Raw genomic sequence first — 20,669 nt, forward strand, 5'->3', positions numbered from 1 at the left:
TATACGCCTCACCCGCCGTGACAGTTGAGCGACGAGGCGTTCACTCCGCTATGGGCGATCGCATGGGTCGTAAACGAACGTTTTCGACCCAGTAGCGGCCCTCCTGGTGCTCGCCGAAATCCCCAGGTCGACGACCTACAGACATGGGACACAACCCGTGTGCGGAATCGATGCGACGCAACCGGACCTGTCGGCCCTTTATGGGACAGTTCGCCGCATGGCTCGGTTCGGGTATGCGCGGGTATCCACGCGCGGGCAGAAGGACGACTCCTAGCTCGACGCACTCAATGCCGCTGGGTACGAACAGATCTGGGTGGACAATGCATCGGGCAAACTCGCCCGCCGCCCGGAATGGGACAAATGCTTCACCATCTGCGCCGCGGCGACGAACTGGTGATCACCCGGCTCTCGCGCCCCTTCCGTCGGTGCGGCACATGACCGAACTCGCCGCCGTACTCGACGAGCGCGGCATCGACCCGATCGTGCTCAAACAAGGCATCGACACCACCACCCCGGCCGGGCGGTTCCTGTTCCACGTCATCGCCGCCATGGACGAGATGACCGCCGACCTGATCAGCGAAGGCACCCTCGAAGGCCTGGAATCCGCGCGGGCGCGCGGGCGCGTCGGTGGCCGACCCCCGCGCTGACCCAGTTGCAGGCGCTCAAGGCCCGGGAGATGTATGACGAACGCGACCAACGCGGTAAGCGCAAGTACACCGTCGCCCAGATCGGCGAAACTTTCGGCGTCTCCCGCAAGACCATCTACCGCCACCTCGACCCCGGCACAGCGGACTAACCCCTGCGCGACGGTTCGAACGGAACCGCCGAATCACTTTCTACCGGGCGACATTCCGAACATCGTTGAATTTTCGGCGATTACTACCGGGACCCCTAGTAGGTGCTCGACGAGACCTTGCAGCCGTGCTCGGTGAGTGCTCTGCAGATCGGTTCGACGCCGAACTTCTCCATGTGGCTGTCGATGTACTCGACGGTCACTTGCGTTGGCGGTCGAGCTCCGCCGCGAAGAAGGTCGATGCAGACTTCAGGACCTCGTTGGCCACTCGAGTTCTCGATTCCCAGCCCGCCACTGGCGCAACTCGGCAGCAGCGTCGGAGGTCACGCCGGGGCGTTGCCCCGAATTGGCCTGCACCTTTCAGACCCAGTTGAGGAGCGTCTGGGCCCTACCTATCGCGAGCTTGCCTGCGACGGACTCGATTGCCGCCCACTCCGAGCCGTGAGGCCGGGTTCGACGACGTCGTGAACAGTGATCCAACGAAGTGTGCAGTCGAAGGCAAGTACAGCAACCGAAGCCACCTCCGAGAGGAAAGTGATGGCATACCGCGACGAATTCGGACGGACCGCGTTGCATTACGCCGCAGCTAACGGCCGACTCGGCGAGGCCAGGACCCTGATCGAGTCAGGGATGGGTGTCGATAGCCGTGACACCGAGGACGCACTGTACTTCGCCATCTTCGCCCGCAAGAAGCGCGAGCCGGGCGTAGCGATCGACTTCATTCGTCTACTCCACAAACGTGGCGCAGACCCTACAAGGGAAACGATCAGGAGCTACTTCGGCACAAGGAGCATCGTCGACGTCGTACGTGACACCTTCCTCGGTCAGCAAGGAAACGAAGACCTGATCGCCGAATTCGCGGACACCCTGTGAGACATCAGCGGGAAGAATGATCGAGCCCAGGGGCATCTTTCTCCTGGTTGTACAGCTGACCCGTCGGCTCGCGTCCGCCATCCCGGGCGTGCCTCCTGCTGATTTTCGAATGGCGCAATCCCAGTGAGAGAGACTGTGGTCTGATTACCGTGATTTAGGTCATATGGTGGTTCGCCTATGGCGAGCGCAACATGTTCCCACCGAGACCGTTCGTCTCGACACAATCCAGGAGGTTCTCAGGTGACACTTTCAAGGCAACGCCGGCGCGGCACGGTAGCCGTCGCCGTCTTAGCCAGCGGCCTACTGTTGGCGGGCTGTGCGAGCGGTGGTGGTAGCAGTTCCGGCCCACAGACCGACCCCGGCGCTGTCGGCGTGATCGGCGACCAGACCGAAGGCGGCACGCCCGTGGAGGGCGGCACGTTGAGCTATGCCGGGTATTCACCCGTAGCCAGCCTCGATCCGACCAAGACGCAGCCCACTGGCGCAACCGGTGGCACCGAGATGGCAGCGATCTACGATCTCCTCGTTCGCTACGATTCCGAATCCGACACCTACGAGCCCCAGTTGGCGAAATCACTCACCTCGAGCGACGACTTCACGACGTGGACCCTCGAGTTGCGCGACGGCGTCACCTTCAGCGACGGCACGCCACTCAATGCCGCCGCAGTAGTCGCCAGTACCAATCGCTTCAATGAACGACGCGGCGGCGGCAGTCAAGCGTTCACCGCCGGTGTCAAGTCCATGGAGGCCACCAACGACTCCACCGTGGTGTACACCATGAATCAGCCGTGGTCCGAGTTCCCCTCGCTGCTCGTCTACGGCCACGGCATGGTCGTGGCCCCCAGTTCGGATCAGCCTGACGGCTCGTTCAAGCCAATCGGCGCAGGCGCTTTCACGTTGGAGAGCCTGACTCCCGGCGCAGACGTTGTGATGAAGGCCCGGCCGGACTACTTCAACGGCAAGCCGCACCTGGACACACTGAAGTTCGTCACGATCAGCGACGAGCAGCCCAAGGTCGACGCCCTCAACTCGGGCGGCATCAACATGGCATACCTGCGCGACGCCGCAGTTGTCGACGAGGCTTCGGCCAACCTTCCGGGCTACTACGAGACGAACAGTCTCTCCTCGGTGGTCAGTATCAACCAGCGTGAAGGCCGTCCCGCCGCGGACGTGCGAGTACGTAAGGCGATGCAGCTGGCCGTCGACCCCGTGGCAATCGATCAGCGTGCACGTGGCGGCAAGGGAATGCCCGGCACCGAGATCTTCCAGCCTTGGTCCAAGTGGCACAACGACATTGCACCCGTGGAGATGAATACCGAAGAGGCCAAGACTCTCGTCGAGGCCGCGAAGGCAGACGGCTTCAGCGGTGACATGACCTACTTCACCCCTCAGACACAGGCGGCCCAGGCCACTGCACTGACAATCCAGGCGATGTTGGCACCGATCGGTATCAACGTCAACATCGAGTACGCGGCATCGGTCACGGACATCGTCAAACGCCTGTACATCGACAAGGACTTCGACATCGCCACCGGTGCGCTCAGCATCCAGGACAACGCGCCGTTCCAGCGCTTGTACGGTGCGTTGAACTCCACGTCGACGAACAACATCGGCGGCGTCAGCGACCCGAAGATGGACGAGATCGTCACCAGTGTCCAAACCGCAACCAATGACGAGGCGAAGCTCGAGGCGTTGAGCAACCTACAGGTAGAGGTCAACGAGAACGTTCCGTTCCTGGCCCTTGCCTCCGGTGCCAACTTCCTGGCGTGGACCGACAACGTTCACGGCGCAGTACCCAGCCTGGACGCAATGGTGCTTCTGGACAAGGCCTGGGTCGAGTAATAACCGCTCGCCCATGTCATCTCAACGGCGAGGTGGCATGACCTAGAAAACTGCATATAGAAGGCCGACTGCCCGGTACGTCAACGCTAGTTGTCGCACCGGGCAGTCTGCTGTCTCCACTGTTCGACGGCGTAGGCGGGCCGGTCTTCTTGCTTCACGTCACGGACTGAGCGTCTCGTCGAATAGCCCAGAGCGACAACATGATCTGGTGTGTGCTCGCCGGGAAGATTCTCCGAGTACGCCTGCCGAGAGTGGGCGCCTGCGGCATGGTGCATGAATGCAACCCAGCCGAAACGGTTCCTTCGTCCTTGTCGGCGCCCGAGTCCGCGGGTTCCACAGCAGTCGGGGTGGCGCGGCAGACGCAGGTGGTAGGAGATACGTTGCGGGCGGCTGGTCCTGTTGCGGGCGGCCCGTCTCTTCGCCGCGGGCCGGACATCAGCGACAAACAGCGAGGGCCTCTCGGTTATCAGGGTGCGTGGTACGCACACCGACACCGAGAGGCCCTCACCTTCGTCACATCATCCACAACCATCGCGGGAACTACACCTCGTTGGCGCGCTCACCTTTTTCTGGATTTCCAACCTGCCTGTGCACGTTCAGGACTCGACCCATGCTTTGTCGAACAGCATGATGCCAGTGGCAGTGGGCACGACTTCGTGCACGTCCTTCTGCCACGCCCAAAACGCGGCAAGCCCGCTGATGGGTACCGATGGCACAGTGTCGTTCCAGAGGCTCTGGACTCGAGCGATCACATCGCGCGCAGCATCATCGTCGGGGGCCGCCTGGAGCTCCTTCAACAAGCCGTCCATCTCCGGATTCGCATACCCGGTTGTATTCCTCAACGATGTGCTGGAGAGGACGGACTGCAGACCCGCGTCTGGAATCGACTCGTACAGACCGATCCCGGCATGAGCCAGATCGAATTCATGTTTGACATAGACGCTGTTCAGTAGATCCCCAGCGTTGTTGGCGTAGACGATGTCCACTGTAAAACCGACGGCTTGCAGCAACGACTGCACCGCAAGGCCGATCGCTTGATCCTTGGGCTCGTTGAGAACGGTGTACTTCAGACGTCCGTCATAGCCGTCGGCCTTTGCCTGGTTCAGCAACTCGGTGGCCTTGGCCGGATCGTAGACAGGGCCGGCAACGTCGGTATGCCATTGCGACGTCTGTCCGAACAACTCGGATCCGGGAAGGCCCTGGCCTTCTTCAGCGCGCTGGTCGATGAGGTCGGGGTCAATGGCATGCGAGATCGCTTGTCGTACCCGCACGTCTGTGCCTGGACGACCTTCGCGGTTGTTGATCAGCTCGGCTCCGCCGGCATTGAGGACGTCGACGAATCCGGGGTAGCCGGCATCTTTCGCAGCGTTGATTGCCGATCCCAGGCCGCGAATGTAGGCAACGTCGAGTTGGCCCGCTTCCAGTGACTCGAAGTTCTCTTGTGGGCCGTTCAACGCCACCATGCGCAGACTGGCCAAATTCGGTGGCCCGCCGTAGTAGTCGGGGTTCGCGGTGAACGTGCGTTCCTCTCCGGGGAGAAAACCTGCCTCGGTGAAGGGGCCTGCCCCAACCGGAGTGAACTTCTCACCTTGCTGTGCACCTGGGGCGACGATCATGCCGTGGCCCAACGCCAGCATCGACGGAAACCTGGGCCATGGATTTGTGAGACGGAAGATGACGGTCGAACTGTCTTGCGCCTCGGTCGATTTCACCGACTGCTTCCATAGATCTGCACCATTGCCGCCGCCGGCGTTGTAGCGCTCGATACTCGCGACGACCGCTGCAGCATCCAACGGCGTGCCGTCGCTGAAGCGCACTCCCTCACGTAGACGCAGAGTCCATGTCGTGTCGTCTGTGCTTTCCAATGATTCGGCGAGCTGGGGTGAGAACTCCCCGGACTCGATGTCGTATTTCATGAGCACGTCGTATATGGCAGCGAGCGCCTCGCCGCCCTGGCCGCCGCGGGCTGTGGCTCGGAGTGGGTCCAGCGTCGGAGTGAGAAGTTGTACACCATAGGTGAGGGTGCCGCCGGTGACCGGATCGCCACCTTCGGATTGCATGTTCACCAGGCCGGTCTCATAGGTGTTGCTGCCGGAATCGGTGCCACTATCGTTGGCCCCGCCCGAGCACGCTGCAAGTACAACGCCTGCTCCGACCAGCGCGACGGCAATACGACTGGAGCGACCGATCGTCCGCTGTCCATTAAACATGGAAATCATGTGGGTTCCTTGTATGTGCGTGCAGTTCGACGGATGAGAACGTCAGACAACGACCCTCTGGGACAGTTCGCCGCGAGGGGGCAGGAAAAAGCTGGGACTACACGTTGTGGCAGGCCACGAAGTGGTCCTTGCCGACCTCCCGTAACAGTGGCTCTTCGGCTGCGCACTGCTCGGTCGCGAGTGGACAACGGGTCCGAAAACGGCAACCCGACGGTGGGTTCAGAGGGGAGGGCAGGTCGCCCTCGATGATCTCGATCTCGTCCTCCCCATCCCGCGATCGGTTCGGATCCGGAATCGAGTCGAGCAGCAGTCGGGTGTAGGGATGCATCCCGGTGTTCTGAACATCGTCGGTCGGCGCGACCTCGCAGACCTTACCGAGGTACATCACCATGATGCGGTCGCTGATGTTCTTCACCACGGCCATGTTGTGGGCGATGAAGATCATCGAGAACTCGAATTCCTTCTTGGTTTTCTCCAGAAGGTTCAAGATCTGTGCCTGCACCGACACGTCGAGGCTCGAGACCGGCTCGTCACAGATCAGCAGCTTCGGCCGGAGCATCAAAGCGCGTGCGATACACACACGCTGGCATTGGCCGCCCGACAGTTCGCCCGCCGTCTTCTCCATCACCGCATCCGGATCCAGGCCCACTGCGCTGAGCAGCTCACGGGTCATGGCTTCGAGCTTGGCCTTGTTCTTGGTCCCCCAGATGCGAGGTCCCTCGGTGACAAGATGCTTGACCTTGCGGCGCGGGTTCAGCGATGAGATCGGGTCCTGCATGATCATCTGCATCTGGTTGCGGGTGATCCGCAGACTCGACGCGGACATGTCACCGAGGACCATGTCATCGAGCGTCACGGTGCCGGACGTGGGCTTGGGCAACTGTAGGACCGCGCGCCCGGCGGTGGACTTCCCGCAGCCCGACTCCCCGACGATGCCCAGTGTCTCCCCTGGGACGAGGTCGAAGCTGATGCCGGAGACCGCGTGCACGGTCTGTTTGCCTGCGGGGAATTCCACCAAGAGGTTCTCGACGGTCAAGACCCGCTTCTCGTCTTCGCGCATGTGTGCGGTACCGCTGCCAGCCATTACACAGTCTCCAAGTCCAGCTTGCGTCCGGCCGCGGTGCGCCCGGCCTTCTCGTTGGCGGCCAACGCCGCTGCACCCTCGGCTGTGCCGACGGGGAAGTGACATGCGGCCTCGTGCGGATGCACCGCCGCGGCAGAGTCTGCAGTGGCGACCAGTTCGGGCGGCACCGTAAGACACTTCTCCTGTGCGTACCGGCAGCGAGTCGCGAATGAACACCCCTCAACTGGCTTCGTCATATCCGGCAACCCGCCTTCGATGGCCTCGAGGACCGTGTGCGGAGCATCCTCGATTCGCGGGATCGCCGACAGCAGCGCCTCGGTGTACGGATGACGCGGCTGCGCGAACAACTGCCGTGTTGGCGCGGTCTCCACTATTCGGCCTGCGTACATTACGGCGACGCGGTCCGTCTGGCCTGCGACGACGCCCAGGTCGTGGCTGATCAAAATCCCCGCCATCCCCGTTTCCTTGCGGAGCGAGTCGAGCAACTCGAGGATTTGCTTTTGCACCGTCACATCGAGCGCCGTCGTCGGCTCGTCCGCGATGGTCAGGATGGGGTCGCACGCTAGCGCCATCGCAATGACTACACGCTGGCGCATACCTCCCGAGAGCTCATGTGGGTATTGGTCCACCCGTCGAGTCGGCTCGGGGATTCGCACCTTACGCAGCAACTCGATCGCCCGCTCTCGGGCCTGCTTCTTGTCCAGGCCCAGATGGGCTCGGATCGACTCGGTAAGGTGCGTGCCGATGTGCTTGAACGGGTTGAGCGCCGTCATCGGGTCCTGGAACACCATCGCGATGTCCTTGCCCCACAGACCCTGCTGTTCCTTGCGGGTAAGCGCCTGCATGTCGCGGCCCTGGAACCGAATCTCGCCGGCGACGGTGGTCGCACCACCGTTGGAGACCAGTCCCATGATGGTCTGCCCGAGCACCGATTTTCCGGAACCGGACTCGCCAACCAGGCCCAGGGTCTCGCCCGCAGCGAGGGTCAAGCTCACACGGTCGACGGCGCGCAACTGGCCCCGCTTGGTGCGAAAGTGCGTGGACACATTCTCCACTGTCAGCAGCGGTCCCGCCGCCGCATGGTCTGGCGTTTCGGCGACTGCCGTCGCAGCATCCGTGCCAGGCTTTTCGTGCTTATTCATCGGTGAACTCCCGCTTGCCATGTAGGGCCAGGACTGAGGCGATACGGACACTGTCCGCTCTCGCCGTCACAGCTTTGCCTTGCGTGAGCCGCCGGTGGCCTTCTGCGCCTTTTCGCCGACAATGTTGAACGAGAACACTGTCAAAAACAGGAACATGCCCGGGACCAGTACGACGAACGCGTGCTTCTCGAACACCCCGCCCTGGCCCTCGGCGATCATGTTTCCCCACGTCGGGATCGGCGGCTGGATGCCGAGGCCCAAGAAGCTCAGCGATGCCTCGGCGACAATCATCACCGAGATCATCACCATGCCGAGCGAGGCCAGCGGCAGCGCCACGTTCGGCGCCAGCTCGCGCACCATCACCCGCCAGCGGCTTGCGCCCATCGCGCGGGCCGCGAGGACGAATTCACGTTGAGCGAATGTCAACGTGTTCGCCCGCGCTATTCGAATCATCGACGGCACCGCAAGCACCGCCAGTGCCATCGCGATGTTGCGCAGGTTCGGTTTGAGCACCGACGCCAACGCGATCAGCAGGATCAATGCGGGTACTGCGAGCAGCGAGTTCGTCAAGATCCCGACGATCGAGTCGACTTTCCCGCCGAAGTAGCCGGCGAGGATGCCGATCGCGCCCCCGATGATGATGCCGATCAGCACAGCGCCGACCGCGACCACGAGCGAGGACCGTGCACCGTAAATGGACCTCGCAAGCAGGTCCAGGCCGAAGTTGTTCGTCCCCAGCGGGTGGCTGGAGAACAGATCCGGCGGGGCGTAGCCCTTGGATCCGAGAGTCTTGCTGGTGTCCTGGTGCTCAGCAAACGGCAACAGCGGCGCGATGATTGCTACGCCGATGATCAATGCCAGCCACACGCACGAGATCACGAACGTCAGATCGAAGTCCGGGCCGAAACGGGCCAGCCCGATCCGACGGACGCCCATGTAGATACCCATCAGGCCGATGATGCCGACCACGATGCGCACAGCCATCACGACCGGGCCCGCGCCCAGCGCGAAACCGAACGCGATCACGCCGATCGCCAGCAGAATTCCGCCGCGTACGTACAGGTTTCGACGTCCGTCCTTGCCGTCGGCGGCGGCCGCGACAGCGGGGTCCTTCACGACCGGATCGGTGACGATCACCGCGGCGCCCTGTGCCATCGCGGGGATGGCCTGATCGGGGTCGTTGAGGTCGGGGTGGGAGATATTAGACATGGGCTCGTCGGCTCCTCGGGTCGAGGTATCCATAGGAGATATCGATGATGCCGTTAGCCACCACGTAGATGAACGCGATCACCAGTACCGCTCCCTGCACCATCGGCATATCGCCCTGCTGGGCGGCGCGCACGATCAGCGAACCCATCCCCGGCAGCGAGAACAGCGTCTCGATGATGACGGTGGAGCCGATCATCGAGCCCAGCACCAGGCCGAGCATCGTGATCAGGGAGAACGAGGAGGGACGGAACGCATCGGAGATCAGCAACCTCAGGTTCGAGGTGCCCTTCGCCTTGGATACCAGGATGAAGTTCTCTTGCAGGGTCGTGATCAGGTCGCTGCGCAAGATGCGCAGGAACATCGCCATTTCCAGGAGGCTGATCGTGACCGCCGGCAGGATCGCGTGGTACAGGTTGTCGGAAAGTCCCCCCTCGGACACACGCACCCACTGGGAGCGCGGGAACCAGCCGAGGGTGTTGACGAACAGCATGATCAGCAGCAGGCCGGACAGGAACGATGGGATCGACAAGACGCCGAATGTGGTTGCACTGATGACACGGTCGACAAGGCCGCCGCTGTGGCGCGCGGACCACATTGCCAACGGAATCGATACCACCAGTGCGATAACCATCCCCATGACAGCCAACTGCACACTCACCGGCAGCGCTGCGACGATGCGCTCCATCACGTCCGACTGCGGCGGAACCAGCGAACGGCCCAGATCGCCCTGCAGAGCGGACGAGAGCCAATCCCAGTAGCGGCTCAAGAACGGATCGTCCAAGCCCATATCGAGACGCGCCTGGGCGTACTCCTCAGGGGTACGACCCTCGCCTAGTGCCGCCACCGACGGGTCACCGGGTATCAGCGACACAAGTCCGAACGTGCCGAGGCTGACGACGAACAGCACAGCAATCAGCTCGCCAATTTTTTTGAACACAACCTTGGTCATTGCTGGCGTTGCCCCCTTTCTCTGTTCATCCGTTCATCCTCACTTCGATACGTTTGCTCAGCTGGCCGCGCTTGCGGCCACAAAGTCTTGGGTGGGTATTCGCCGGCACCGAGTTGGTACAGCGCCGAGCCGTGGAACGACAGCATTCACTGTTCCGTGCGTCTCATTATGACTGCTGTCACACATCACGAAGGCTCAGTCTCACTGTTCGAGACTGCCCACGATCGGTTAGGTCACGAGGGGAACCGAGTCAAGCCAGCGGTCGTCGCCAGGAACATAACGAAGGCGTCATCCGGCCACCGAAAGCATTCATCGCCAGGTTTTTGCCCGTGTTGGCAGGGACTCTGTCAGTGGAACTGAGCGTGGCCGATCATCGACTATCCCAGGGCCTTCCTCGAGTAGTCATCTTTTGGCAGCCGCGCAACCGGGTCTGATCGTGGTGGCCGGTGGTCGTAGTGCCTTCGACCCCACTAGTTCCCCCGCCACGGAGCGACGCCAATGAACTGGACGGCTCTGTACCGATAGCCCTGACGAGAGCGTTCGTACTGCTACGCTGACGCGGCCCTGGGGAGGGCGCGACGGGACTTGCCGGGGGGAATGCCGATGTTGAAAGTCGATCTCGACGCACTGCGGGCATTGGGAATGGCGCTGACAGCTACCGCCGATTCGGTGGGGTCGTTGGATCCGGTAGCTCCCATTGCGGCCGCGGCCGATGCGATGCCCAACTCGGCGTTCGGCGCTGTTGCCAGGTCCGCTGCGATTCCGACCCTCGCCGCCTATCGCGGAGTGTCGGTACACATTCGAGAAATGTCGTCCGCATCGTTGGTCTCGGCGGACAGCTACGAAGACACCGACCGAGCTTTTCGTGATCAGCTCATGCGTCTGAACGCCGATCGTCGATGAGTGCGACGGTCTCGCAGGTTCGCGGATGGAATCCGATTGCACTAATCGATGTCGCCTCCAGTCTTGCAGCGGTGAACGCAGAATTCGACGACTTGGTCAGCGCCGTCGGCCGAGCCACGAGGGATGGACTGAGCCAGTGGGAAGGGGACGTGGCAACAGCCGCATCTGCTCGATCTTTGGCTGATCGGCTGGCCGCGACCCATCTCGTCACCGCTGTAGACGATGAAGCAGACGAGTTCGGCAAAGCGGCAGGGCAACTGACCGAGGTGCGGACGTCGACGCTTGCCGCAGTCGATGCTGCGACTGCCGGCGGATTCGCAGTCGCCGATGCGGGTTCGGTAACCGCCCCCATCTGCTCGACCGGTGACATCGTCACAGACCTGTTGTTGCAAACCAGTTTCGATGAACAAGCGCGCGGCCACGAGGCCACAGTGCGAGGTCTGTTGAACAGTGCAGCCGACGTCGACCGAATGTGTGCGGGCTCGCTGCAGCGCGCGATCGATGCCGTTGCAGACATCTCCGACTCGCCCGGTGCGCCGGACGACTACAGCGACCGTGTCCGAGACATACTCGACGGCAATGCTTTTCTACCGGATGATCCTCGAGAGCTCGCTCAGTTCTGGGACGGCTTGACGCCGGCCGAGAAAGACGGTGTAGCGGCCTGGGACCCCACTATCGGAAACCGGGACGGATTGCCGGCGGTAGACAAGACGCGCCTGAACGAGGACTTGCTGGTACCGATCACTGCGGCAGCGGAAAATGATCTCGCCGCTATCGAAGCTCGTCATCCTGATTGGGCCAGAGGTGAGAACGTGCCGCCGACCGAAGGCCTTCTCGACGACGAACAGCAGGCTATTCGCAAAGACTGGGAGAGCTGGACGGACGAACGCGAGGAGGCGTCCGGTGCGGTGGCGGGTCTTCACGAAGTGCGCAACCAGCTCGAAGGCGACGGCAGAGTTCCGACATTCTTGATGAATATCGATGACCAGGGCCGAGGCGTGATCGCGCTCAACAATCCGGACACCGCGCACAACGTTGCGACGTATGTTCCGGGGACGGGCACCGAGTTGTCGAAGATGGGCGGGGACATGACGCGGGCCGACCACATACTGATCGAGGCCAATAAAGTGTCGCCGGGAAGCAAAAACTCGGTGGTCATGTGGATGGGGTACGACGCTCCGCCGGACCTTGCCGACGCCGCGCGCACAACGTACGCCGACGCCGGGGCTCCCAGGCTGGACAGTTTCCAGGACGGTCTGCGCGCCGCGCACGACGGCCCTGCCTCGCACAACACCGTCATCGGTCACAGCTACGGCAGCACTGTCGTCGGCCACGCGATGAGCGAAGCCGGCTCGCTCGATGTCGACAGAGCCGTGTTCGCAGGGAGCCCCGGAGTAGGGGTCACCAGGGTCGGCGAGCTTGCGCTCGACGGGGTAGCTCCAGATCAGATGGTCGATCACGTGTTCGCCACCGCTGCCCCTGCCGACCCGGTGACGTGGATCGGGGTGATAGCGCCGGAAGTAGCCCACGGCGCAGATCCGACCGGGGACGTATTCGGAGCGACTGTCTTCGAGAGCGCGCCGGGCAACAACTCGATCAACGTACCGGTACTCGGTGATGTCGGACTCGACTTCGCCTCGCACAGTGGCTACTTCGAGCCAGGCACACCTTCGCTGCGATCAATGGCAGAGATCATTACGAATACAGGAAATAGAGAATGACTGTTCGGACCGTCCGAGCCAATCCCAGAACATCCCTCGCGACCGTACTGACCTGTGTTCTTCTCACAGTCGGGTGCTCGCAGAACGGAGCAGATGACGTGGATAGCGCACTGACGCAGGAGCAAGCACAGAATCGAACCGTCGAAGTGCTGGGGCGCTCGCTCTCGGTATTGCCGACCGGGACGCGGTTCGATGTCGAGAATCCGACTTATCCTCAGTCGAGTCTCCCCACAGGAGGATTCGGACCCTGCTACGACGACAACACCATCGTCGACGGGCCGCATCAATTCAGTGCCGGTTACTGGGCGGTCGGTGACGGGGCGCATCGAGACAATCTGGACCTACTGTTGGCCAGCTGGGGTGAGTGGGGCTGGACAGTCGACGACGACAGCAAAGACGGTGGGAAGTCGGCGAGAGCAACGACGCCGGATGGGTATCGAATTGCTGCCGAGCTCGGCACGCCCGAAGCTCTGAGCGTAGTGGGGGTGTCGCCGTGCTTCGAGATCGAGCCCGGGCGGACCCCTCCGCGCGCTGCTGCTCCGCTGGTGATCGAACAACGATGACCAGCCGGTCCGACGCGGACGTCGAAGAACTCACGGTCAAAGCCGCTCGAGTTCATCGATCCCTGCTGAAGATACGAGGTAGGGCCACATCGAGTGACGGCGACGTGACGATCGAAGTCTCCATCGATGGTCGAATCACCAAGATGGTTGTTTCACAATGGTTCTCGCGGACCAGTCCGGATGCCACCGCAGCAGCGATCGCCCGCACCCACAGCGAAGCACTGGCCGACGCGGAAGCTGCGGCAGCGGAAGTCCGGCGGGAACTCACCGAAGACTATCGCGTGGCCAGAATTGTGGATCGAGTAGCGGCGAAACGACCGTCGCACCATGCCGACAACAACCAGACCGATGACCGAAAGTCCATCTACGACAAGTGGTAACGAGAGCTGCTCTCGTGAATCCAACGGGCCATTCCCTGACGCCTGACGCGAGGCCGTGTCGCACGTACCTTCACGCCGGCCCCGCCCGCGCCGACGCGACCGCGTCGGCGATCCCGAATCGCCCGAGCGGCAGGGTGATCGTCACGGTGACCACGACATCCCAGCCTTCCACGACGCAGTCCGTCACCTCGCCCTTCGAGCGGCCTACGATCTCTCGCGCCGCCGCACACGCATCCCCGACGCCTCCGCTCAACTCCCCTGCTGCCGCGAGAGCAGACAGGTCCGCAGCCGACTGTGCCTGATGCCGGGCACCGACCGCCGCGCCGACGTGAACGATTGCCACCACGAGCACCAGCAATGCGGCCAGTGCAGCTGCAGCAAGAACCGTCACACTGCCTTCCTCGCTGGACACCGTCATTCCACAGCGTCCGGTTCGATCGCGGCGACCGCTTCGGCACCGACCGTCAGACCCGGCAACGGAGTATTGGACTGCACTCGAGCTGTCACGAATCCGTCGTGCTCGGTGACGGTGATCTGCGCCCCTTCCGGCGCCACCGCCTGGGCGACCGATACCGCATCACCCCTGGCCGCCAATCGCGCTGCCTCCCGCGCCGCATCAACACACCGGACATGCATCGACACAGCAAGTATCGCTCCAATACAGGTCACGACGACCGCGACGATGGACGCGATGGCAATAGCCGCCTCCACCGTCACGGCGCCATCGTCGGCTACACAGCTGTCTTGAGGGCCCGGTCGATGATTCCGGTCAACGAGTTCACGATCGAATCGCCCGTCACCACTGTGTAGAGAATCGCTCCGAACGCCGCAGCGGCGATCGTGCCAATTGCGTACTCCGCCGTCGACATTCCATCGTCGCCTGCCGCGGCCAAGATCAATCTCGTCTGAAACTCTCGAACCATCCTGTGCACCATGCCCATTCCCTCCCTCGACCTCCGAGACGGCGGTTCCGCCTCGGAATTCTCTGTGTCTCGTCACAGCGATCCTTGGGTGCTCACAGCAGTCCCCCACCCAGTACGTTCCCGGCGAGTCCGATGACGACGGGAACGATCCCGAGGCACACGAACGCCGGTAGAAAGCACAGGCCGAGCGGCCCACTGATCAACACCCCTGCACGTTCGGCCGCGGCTGCCGAGGAATCCTCGGTCTGTGCACGCTGCGCCTCGGCAAGCTCGGAAATGCCCTGCGCCAACGACGCTCCCGATCTCGCCGATCGCCGCGCCATTCGCGCCAGCGACTCGATGTCGGGCCTGGCTGCTACTGGCTCCCACGCGGCAGCGGGGTCCGCGCCCAGCGCGAGTAGGTCTGCGGTGGTCCGCAATGCCCGGGCGAAGGGCTCGTTCGTCGACTCGGAAACTGCGGCTGCTGCGATACCCACCGGAAGCCCGCCGCGCAAGCATGCAGCCAACAGATCGAACGTGGTCGCAACCGAATGCGGATCGGCGCTGTCGGTGCCGTCTCCGCTCTTCTCCTCCAGAGGCTCCTTGGACGCGATACGAGAGACGTACGAGGGAGCTGTTGGGATCACGACGAGAGATGCCGCCGCGCACACCGCCGCCACCCACATCACCGGCACACCTTTTCGGTGATCGCATCGGTCCACATCAGCCCGGCGCACGCCAACATCGAGCCGAGCACCAGAAGGACTCCGCCCAGGCCGCCGCCGAACAGCACACCGATCGGGGACGCCCCCATGAATTGACCAAGGATGACCCCGAGGACCGGCAGACCCGACAACACCGTTCCCGTCGCACGGGCACCCGCCAGACCCGCCTCGGTTCGATCGCGAAATCGACTCCTGCCCAAAAGGTCCTGCCGCGCTGCGCCGAGCAGGTCGGCAAGTCCCAATCCGCGGGTGTCCGCGATGTCCCAGGCTGCGGACAGTCGCGAAAGTTCCACGCGGACCGGCGAATCCTCGACAAGCAAGCCCGCACTCGCATCACCACCCAGACGCGCACGCCCAGCTGCGGTTCCGAACGCTTGAGCCACGCTTCCACTGCAATCGGCAGCAGCACTCGCACAGGCCAGCGCCGGATGTGAGCCGACTCGGAGCTCACCGATGACGACGTCGAGTCCAGCGATGAGCGAGTCGAGTTCTCTGCGATGCGATCTGCGCCGTTGAGCCTTCTTCCTCCGGCGGGCCACCGTTGCGCCGACGACAATGGCTGCGCAGAGCGCATGCAGGCCACCCGCCACCACGGCAAGGACGAGTCCCATCGCTAGTGTCGACGCGAGACCCAGTGCCCGAGAGCGTGTTCGATCCACACGGGCAGCTTTGCCAATCAGCAACGAAGGCACTCGCACTCGTGGGCGCGGTAGCACCATAAGTGCTGCCGCACAGAAGAGAACACCCAGCACGGTCACAACCGCGCCAACCGTTGTTCGAGGAGTGCATCCAGCCGTTCTCGGCCACGGTGCACACCGCCGTCCACACTCCACGCGGACACCATCTGCACACGACCGGAATCATCGGGAACGACCACGGCAATTTCCCGCAACCGACGCCGACCATCGAACGAGCGATGCACATGCAGGACCACCTGTACCGCGGCCGCGAGTTGACTGTGCAGAGCCGCACGATCCAAACCACCCAGTGCGGCAAGAGCTTCCAGGCGCGCGGGAACCTCGGCGGGAGAGTTGGCGTGAATCGTGCCCGCTCCGCCGTCGTGACCGGTGTTGAGCGCGGTGAGCAGGTCGACGACCTCTGCACCGCGGACCTCTCCGACAACGAGCCGGTCCGGCCGCATCCGCAGCGCTTGACGAACAAGCTGCCGAACGGTGACCTCGCCGACGCCCTCGACGTTGGGCGCCCGAGCAACCATTCGAACGACGTGCGGATGCGACGGCGCCAACTCTGCAGCATCCTCGACGCACACGATGCGCTCGCTGCGCGCGACCTCGCCCAGCATGGCAGCCAGTAACGTAGTCTTTCCTGCGCCGGTGCCGCCGATGACCAGAAATGCCAAGCGCGCCTCGATGATCCGCTTCACCAGAGCGAGAGCACTCGGCTCGAGTGCTCCACGGTCCGCCAAGGCTGCGAGCCCCTGGGTGGTCGGGCGCAACACGCGCAGCGACAGACAGGTACCGCCTCGCGCGACGGGCGACAGCACCGCATGCAGTCGGACACCGAAAGTGCCGTCGCCCACTCCGGGTAGCTGCCCGTCGACCCACGGTTGGGCGTCGTCGAGCCGTCTGCCGGCGGACAGTGCCAGTCGCTGCGCGAGGCGTCGTACCGCGGCCTCGTCGGCGAAACGGATGTCGGCGCGCTCGAGTCCCGCGCCGCGGTCGACCCATACTTCGTCCGGTGCCGTGACCAGAACGTCGGCGACGCTGGCATCGAGTAGCAGAGTCTCCAGCGGCCCGGCACCGGTCAACTCGGTCTGCAGGACACGGAGCGCCGCCAAGAGATCGGTATCGCTCAGGACCCCGCCCGCTTCGATTCTGATGGCTGCAGCGACCAACGCGGGCGTCGGTTCACCTGTCGTGTGGACGAGCCTGTCGCGAACGCGGTCCAACAACTCCGGCGTGACGACGGCGCTCATGCCGCCCACCGCCTCGGTGCCGGCTTGCGCGCGAAAGTCGCGAGAATCGACTCGGTGGCATCGGTGAGAGGCGATCGACGTCCGAGGCCGAGCCCTCCACGTTCGATGCGCTGCGCCAGGCCTGGCTCGGGTCGCATCGTGGCCAGCAGGGGCAACCGGAGGGCGTCGGCGATGTCGGTGCCGCGCAATCCCCCGGGCGCGGGTCCTCGCACGACGAGTCCGACATTCGAATTGCGGCCGCGGAGGTAGCCGAGAAGGTTCTCTGCGCCCGCGACGGCTCCGATCTCGGCGGGAACGACCAACACCACCAGGTCCGCGGCGTCGTGGAAGACGTCGGTGTGCGGACCGGGGTGTCGTGGAACGTCGCACACGACCAGATCTCCGGATCGGCGTCCGGCATCGACCACCGCGGCACATGCCGTCACATCCAGGCCCGAAGATAACGAGTCCGCTCGGCCGGCCGACAGGACTGCCAACGAACCACTCGACGGCAACGCACTATGTAGGGCGTCACCGGAAATCCGACCTGCCTCGACGACGAGTCCGGGCCATCGCAGGCCCGGCTGTTCCTCCCAGCCGAGCAGGAGATCGAGTCCTGGACCGTAGCTGTCGCCGTCGACCAACAGCGTTCGAGATCCTGCAGCGGACGCCGACAGTGCCAACGCCACCGCGAGCGTCGACGTTCCAGCACCCCCTCTGCCACCGACGACAGTGATGACTCCGCCGTCGCCCTCGGTCCGGTCGTGTTCTCGTCCGAGGAGCCCGATCAACGTCGCTTCGTCTTGCGGAAGTCCCAGGACGTGTGATGCTCCGACGGCCGTGGCAGCACGCCATTGCTCGACGCCGGGGTCTCCTCGGCCCAACACGAAAATCGCGTCGCGACGGGGCAGTCTCCGAGACGAGGCCTCGCGTGCGTGGTCGATGTCGAGGAGTATCGCGTCGGCTTCATCCCACTCGATCCTGCTCGGTGGAGTTCCCGGACCGGCAATACCGACTGGTAAGTTCCTTTCCAGCACAGTGCATTCGGCCGCTGCGGCGATCCTGAGTACTTCGTCGCGCAGCACGGGGTCGCCGGTGGACAGCACGATCGGGCGCCGAGTCGGCGACTTGTCCTGGAATTCCATGGGTGCGAGCCTGCAGCGAAATGCGCTCGGAGAAAACAGTGTTCATACCGAATGTGGACAACTCGGAGGGTGTGGATGCAATTCTGTACACCCGTACCAATTCGCGACCATCCCCTGAAACGAGGACGACCCTCGCCAGGGGGGAGGAGGCGAGGGTCGTCGAGTTCAGCCCCGGGGGGTCGGGCTGAACTTGCCCGGACGAATCCGGACAGGTCGATACTACACCTGGCGACGACGGTGTTTGCAAGTTCAACATTCGTTCTTACACAGTGAGATAAACCGGGAAATCGCCCAGAAGTATCGACGCTCTATTGTGAAGTCCGTGACCACCAGCGCCGGCATCGACAACGCCGAATCCCCTCGTCCAGGCAGAAATATCGCCGCATTCTTCGACCTGGACAAGACGATCATCGCCAAGTCGAGCACCCTCGCCTTTAGCAAACCATTCTTCGATCAGGGGCTGATAAACAGGCGAGCCGTACTCAAAAGTAGCTATGCACAATTCTTGTTCCTGTTATCCGGAGCCGATCACGACCAAATGGAACGAATGCGCGCACATATCGCCGCAATGTCCGCCGGCTGGGACGTCGAACAAATTCGGTCGATCGTTGCAGAAACGTTGCACGACATAGTGGATCCGCTGGTTTTCGCCGAAGCCGCGGACTTGATCGCAGATCACAAACTCCGCGGACACGACATCGTGATCGTCTCGGCATCCGGTGAAGAGATCGTCGGTCCGATCGCCGAAGCACTCGGCGCAGACATCAGTACCGCCACGCAGATGGAGGTCGAGAACGGCCGATACAACGGAACCGTCGCCTTCTACTGCTACGGTGAGGGCAAGGTCGAAGCGATGAACGTACTCGCCGAGTCCCGAAATTATGACCTGTCAAGGTGTTTCGCGTATTCGGACTCGATCACAGACCTCCCCATGCTTCATGCCGTCGGCAATCCGACTGCCGTCAATCCCGATCGTGCGCTCCGCAAGGAGGCAGCATCGCTCGGCTGGCCGATTCTGACTTTTTCCAATCCGGTCTCACTTCGATCACGCATTCAAGCACCATCGGGTACAACCGTGGCGGCAAGTGCCGCAGTCTTTTTCAGTGCGCTGCTGGCCGGGACGGTTACCTACGGGTTGCTGAGAAGAAAACCGTGACGCACCCCTTGCTGTGAGCGCCGTCACGGGGTACAAAGGACTTACGGAAGAACGGAAGGCCAAGATCGAACCGGAAGAGAAGGTTCCCTCTCCCAACCGCGATTCCCAGCACGGACACCAGGCACCCACGCTGAGCTCGCCGCTGACATGGCAAAAGCGCTGTGGGTCTGCGAGATTCGGGATGTAGCAGCAAGAACCCTGCACCGGTTGCAGGGATGACCTCCTACCTCACCGGACCATCGCCGAGGCCATGCGATCCTCGTGATCGTGACAGCCCACCAATGCACGCTTGGTAACCCGGCAGTCCGTGCTAACGGGCGGCGAAGTCGACTCAGGTCGGCGGCGCCGCCCTTTTAATGCGTCGGCACAGGCAGGTGGTTACTTGTCGGAGCCTGCAGCCTCAGCGATCGACGTCGCTTCCATCGCCCCGGCCTCGAGTGCACCGCAGCAGAGGATGACCCAGCTGCCGACACCGGTGGCAGTACCGGAAGCGAACCCTGCCGCTCCGTCTCGGTAGGCCTGCGATCGGCGCAGCCAACTCACTTCGGGTACTCCGAGATTATGTGGGTCCAAACCCGAAGATGCGGCCACGAGCCGAGACGCTGCCCGGGCGACGACACCATCGGCCGACTCGAACGGCTTCAATGTCAACAGCTCACCGTGCACGATCGCCGCGATGACCGGCGCCGGCGCGGAGGATCCACCGGTTACCAGTTGGGCCAGGAAGTCAAGACGCTCACCGATCCCGTCGTCCGAACGTGGCCGTCCTAGTGCGGACTTATCCTCGACCAGGTCTGCTGCGGCCAGTAGGTGGAGTCGAGCGAGCGCCTGAAGCGGCGCGCTCTTCCACGTCGAGAGCATGATGGACAGCGCATCCCCGTCGAGCGCCGCACCTACCCGCAAGGCACCGGCCAGAATCGGGTCGCCGTCTTCACCTTCGCGCGGGAAGTCCATCGATCCACCTTCGAGGGCGGACGACGATCGAGCTGCACGCACTGCGGCTTCGGCCGCCGTGGCAGGCCAGCCCCGACGGTTCGTCTTGTGCCGATGTACTGCTCCGAGTGCGTCGCGGGCTCGTTCGGCGGCGTCGATGACACCGGGGAGTTCGAGCAGCGGGGCGAGAGGGTCCGTCACGATAGGCGACGGTA

The 20,669-nt window shown here is 63.1% G+C and carries 21 protein-coding genes; 8 read left to right on the forward strand and 13 right to left on the reverse strand.

Annotation, left to right across the window (positions count from 1 at the left end; translation table 11 throughout):
* The first annotated feature begins 434 nt into the window (after window positions 1–434).
* The 3 genes from H2510_RS20615 to H2510_RS04455 all read left to right on the forward strand — a co-directional run bounded on the left by H2510_RS20615 (window position 435) and on the right by H2510_RS04455 (window position 3,508).
* A complete protein-coding gene (locus tag H2510_RS20615; protein ID WP_222438337.1) occupies window positions 435–647 on the forward strand; it encodes a recombinase family protein in 213 nt (70 codons plus the stop codon).
* Between the two features lie 683 nt (window positions 648–1,330).
* Complete coding sequence (locus tag H2510_RS04450; protein ID WP_186627187.1) at window positions 1,331–1,666, forward strand: ankyrin repeat domain-containing protein; 336 nt, start codon at window positions 1,331–1,333, stop codon at window positions 1,664–1,666.
* Window positions 1,667–1,906: 240 nt separating this feature from the next.
* Window positions 1,907–3,508: an ABC transporter substrate-binding protein gene (locus H2510_RS04455; RefSeq protein WP_315901241.1), complete on the forward strand. Its 1,602-nt coding sequence runs from the start codon at window positions 1,907–1,909 to the stop codon at window positions 3,506–3,508.
* 596 nt (window positions 3,509–4,104) lie between these two features.
* Here H2510_RS04455 and H2510_RS04460 read toward each other — a convergent pair.
* The 5 genes from H2510_RS04460 to H2510_RS04480 form a co-directional block, all read right to left on the reverse strand.
* Window positions 4,105–5,727 (reverse strand): ABC transporter substrate-binding protein, encoded by a 1,623-nt coding sequence (locus H2510_RS04460; protein WP_261392744.1) that lies wholly within the window; start codon window positions 5,725–5,727, stop codon window positions 4,105–4,107.
* Between the two features lie 97 nt (window positions 5,728–5,824).
* Window positions 5,825–6,811 (reverse strand): ABC transporter ATP-binding protein, encoded by a 987-nt coding sequence (locus tag H2510_RS04465; protein ID WP_088943978.1) that lies wholly within the window; start codon window positions 6,809–6,811, stop codon window positions 5,825–5,827.
* Window positions 6,811–7,953 carry an ABC transporter ATP-binding protein gene (locus H2510_RS04470; RefSeq protein ID WP_186627189.1) on the reverse strand — a complete coding sequence of 381 codons (1,143 nt, stop codon included), beginning with the start codon at window positions 7,951–7,953 and terminating at the stop codon, window positions 6,811–6,813. Before H2510_RS04470 ends, H2510_RS04465 begins: the two co-directional genes overlap by 1 nt.
* 66 nt (window positions 7,954–8,019) lie before the next feature.
* Window positions 8,020–9,162 carry an ABC transporter permease gene (locus tag H2510_RS04475; protein ID WP_261392745.1) on the reverse strand — a complete coding sequence of 381 codons (1,143 nt, stop codon included), beginning with the start codon at window positions 9,160–9,162 and terminating at the stop codon, window positions 8,020–8,022.
* Window positions 9,155–10,111: an ABC transporter permease gene (locus tag H2510_RS04480; RefSeq protein WP_186627190.1), complete on the reverse strand. Its 957-nt coding sequence runs from the start codon at window positions 10,109–10,111 to the stop codon at window positions 9,155–9,157. The genes H2510_RS04475 and H2510_RS04480 overlap by 8 nt, the downstream gene beginning before the upstream one ends.
* Before the next feature lie 603 nt (window positions 10,112–10,714).
* Between H2510_RS04480 and H2510_RS04485 the strand changes: the two genes are divergently transcribed.
* The 4 genes from H2510_RS04485 to H2510_RS04500 all read left to right on the forward strand — a co-directional run bounded on the left by H2510_RS04485 (window position 10,715) and on the right by H2510_RS04500 (window position 13,678).
* On the forward strand, window positions 10,715–11,014 hold the full coding sequence (locus tag H2510_RS04485) for a UDP-glucose 4-epimerase (RefSeq protein WP_186627191.1): 300 nt from the start codon (window positions 10,715–10,717) through the stop codon (window positions 11,012–11,014).
* A gap of 71 nt (window positions 11,015–11,085) precedes the next feature.
* Window positions 11,086–12,735 carry an alpha/beta hydrolase gene (locus tag H2510_RS04490; protein ID WP_315901242.1) on the forward strand — a complete coding sequence of 550 codons (1,650 nt, stop codon included), beginning with the start codon at window positions 11,086–11,088 and terminating at the stop codon, window positions 12,733–12,735.
* Between the two features lie 98 nt (window positions 12,736–12,833).
* Window positions 12,834–13,298 (forward strand): hypothetical protein, encoded by a 465-nt coding sequence (locus H2510_RS04495; protein WP_315901243.1) that lies wholly within the window; start codon window positions 12,834–12,836, stop codon window positions 13,296–13,298.
* Window positions 13,295–13,678, forward strand: a complete 384-nt coding sequence (locus tag H2510_RS04500) for a YbaB/EbfC family nucleoid-associated protein (protein ID WP_186627194.1) — start codon at window positions 13,295–13,297, stop codon at window positions 13,676–13,678. The genes H2510_RS04495 and H2510_RS04500 overlap by 4 nt, the downstream gene beginning before the upstream one ends.
* Window positions 13,679–13,748: 70 nt before the next feature.
* On the opposite strand, the gene H2510_RS04505 is transcribed toward H2510_RS04500, so the two are convergent.
* The 7 genes from H2510_RS04505 to ssd form a co-directional block, all read right to left on the reverse strand.
* The gene (locus H2510_RS04505; protein WP_186627195.1) at window positions 13,749–14,096 is read right to left on the reverse strand and encodes an Rv3654c family TadE-like protein; all 348 of its coding nucleotides are present in this window, start codon (window positions 14,094–14,096) and stop codon (window positions 13,749–13,751) included.
* The gene (locus H2510_RS04510) at window positions 14,093–14,389 is read right to left on the reverse strand and encodes a TadE family type IV pilus minor pilin (protein WP_315901274.1); all 297 of its coding nucleotides are present in this window, start codon (window positions 14,387–14,389) and stop codon (window positions 14,093–14,095) included. Before H2510_RS04510 ends, H2510_RS04505 begins: the two co-directional genes overlap by 4 nt.
* Window positions 14,390–14,409: 20 nt before the next feature.
* Entirely contained in the window at window positions 14,410–14,613 is a 204-nt protein-coding gene (locus tag H2510_RS04515) for a DUF4244 domain-containing protein (RefSeq protein ID WP_186627197.1), read from the reverse strand.
* Window positions 14,614–14,693: 80 nt separating this feature from the next.
* Window positions 14,694–15,266 (reverse strand): type II secretion system F family protein, encoded by a 573-nt coding sequence (locus H2510_RS04520; protein ID WP_186627613.1) that lies wholly within the window; start codon window positions 15,264–15,266, stop codon window positions 14,694–14,696.
* Entirely contained in the window at window positions 15,266–15,964 is a 699-nt protein-coding gene (locus H2510_RS04525) for a type ii secretion system integral membrane subunit (protein WP_315901244.1), read from the reverse strand. Before H2510_RS04525 ends, H2510_RS04520 begins: the two co-directional genes overlap by 1 nt.
* Before the next feature lie 95 nt (window positions 15,965–16,059).
* On the reverse strand, window positions 16,060–17,241 hold the full coding sequence (locus H2510_RS04530; protein ID WP_186627199.1) for a TadA family conjugal transfer-associated ATPase: 1,182 nt from the start codon (window positions 17,239–17,241) through the stop codon (window positions 16,060–16,062).
* Window positions 17,238–18,365 carry a septum site-determining protein Ssd gene (gene ssd, locus H2510_RS04535; protein WP_186627200.1) on the reverse strand — a complete coding sequence of 376 codons (1,128 nt, stop codon included), beginning with the start codon at window positions 18,363–18,365 and terminating at the stop codon, window positions 17,238–17,240. Before ssd ends, H2510_RS04530 begins: the two co-directional genes overlap by 4 nt.
* A gap of 322 nt (window positions 18,366–18,687) precedes the next feature.
* Here ssd and H2510_RS04540 point away from each other — a divergent pair, with 322 nt between their 5' ends.
* Complete coding sequence (locus H2510_RS04540; protein WP_186627201.1) at window positions 18,688–19,521, forward strand: HAD-IB family hydrolase; 834 nt, start codon at window positions 18,688–18,690, stop codon at window positions 19,519–19,521.
* 378 nt (window positions 19,522–19,899) lie between these two features.
* On the opposite strand, the gene H2510_RS04545 is transcribed toward H2510_RS04540, so the two are convergent.
* A complete protein-coding gene (locus tag H2510_RS04545) occupies window positions 19,900–20,655 on the reverse strand; it encodes an oxidoreductase (protein ID WP_186627202.1) in 756 nt (251 codons plus the stop codon).
* Window positions 20,656–20,669: the final 14 nt, after the last annotated feature.

Origin of the sequence: Rhodococcus sp. BP22 (assembly GCF_014281965.1) — a bacterium.
Classification (GTDB): Bacteria; Actinomycetota; Actinomycetes; order Mycobacteriales; family Mycobacteriaceae; genus Rhodococcoides.

What these genes read in the sequence shown, in the direction of transcription:
- H2510_RS20615 (WP_222438337.1), top strand. Translation starts at nt 435, where the DNA reads ATGACCGAACTCGCCGCCGTACTCGACGAGCGCGGCATCGACCCGATC.
- H2510_RS04450 (WP_186627187.1), top strand. Translation starts at nt 1,331, where the DNA reads ATGGCATACCGCGACGAATTCGGACGGACCGCGTTGCATTACGCCGCA.
- H2510_RS04460 (WP_261392744.1), bottom strand. Translation starts at nt 5,727, where the DNA reads ATGATTTCCATGTTTAATGGACAGCGGACGATCGGTCGCTCCAGTCGT.
- H2510_RS04465 (WP_088943978.1), bottom strand. Translation starts at nt 6,811, where the DNA reads ATGGCTGGCAGCGGTACCGCACACATGCGCGAAGACGAGAAGCGGGTC.
- H2510_RS04470 (WP_186627189.1), bottom strand. Translation starts at nt 7,953, where the DNA reads ATGAATAAGCACGAAAAGCCTGGCACGGATGCTGCGACGGCAGTCGCC.
- H2510_RS04475 (WP_261392745.1), bottom strand. Translation starts at nt 9,162, where the DNA reads ATGTCTAATATCTCCCACCCCGACCTCAACGACCCCGATCAGGCCATC.
- H2510_RS04480 (WP_186627190.1), bottom strand. Translation starts at nt 10,111, where the DNA reads ATGACCAAGGTTGTGTTCAAAAAAATTGGCGAGCTGATTGCTGTGCTG.
- H2510_RS04485 (WP_186627191.1), top strand. Translation starts at nt 10,715, where the DNA reads ATGTTGAAAGTCGATCTCGACGCACTGCGGGCATTGGGAATGGCGCTG.
- H2510_RS04500 (WP_186627194.1), top strand. Translation starts at nt 13,295, where the DNA reads ATGACCAGCCGGTCCGACGCGGACGTCGAAGAACTCACGGTCAAAGCC.
- H2510_RS04505 (WP_186627195.1), bottom strand. Translation starts at nt 14,096, where the DNA reads ATGACGGTGTCCAGCGAGGAAGGCAGTGTGACGGTTCTTGCTGCAGCT.
- H2510_RS04515 (WP_186627197.1), bottom strand. Translation starts at nt 14,613, where the DNA reads ATGGTGCACAGGATGGTTCGAGAGTTTCAGACGAGATTGATCTTGGCC.
- H2510_RS04520 (WP_186627613.1), bottom strand. Translation starts at nt 15,266, where the DNA reads ATGTGGGTGGCGGCGGTGTGCGCGGCGGCATCTCTCGTCGTGATCCCA.
- H2510_RS04530 (WP_186627199.1), bottom strand. Translation starts at nt 17,241, where the DNA reads ATGAGCGCCGTCGTCACGCCGGAGTTGTTGGACCGCGTTCGCGACAGG.
- ssd (WP_186627200.1), bottom strand. Translation starts at nt 18,365, where the DNA reads ATGGAATTCCAGGACAAGTCGCCGACTCGGCGCCCGATCGTGCTGTCC.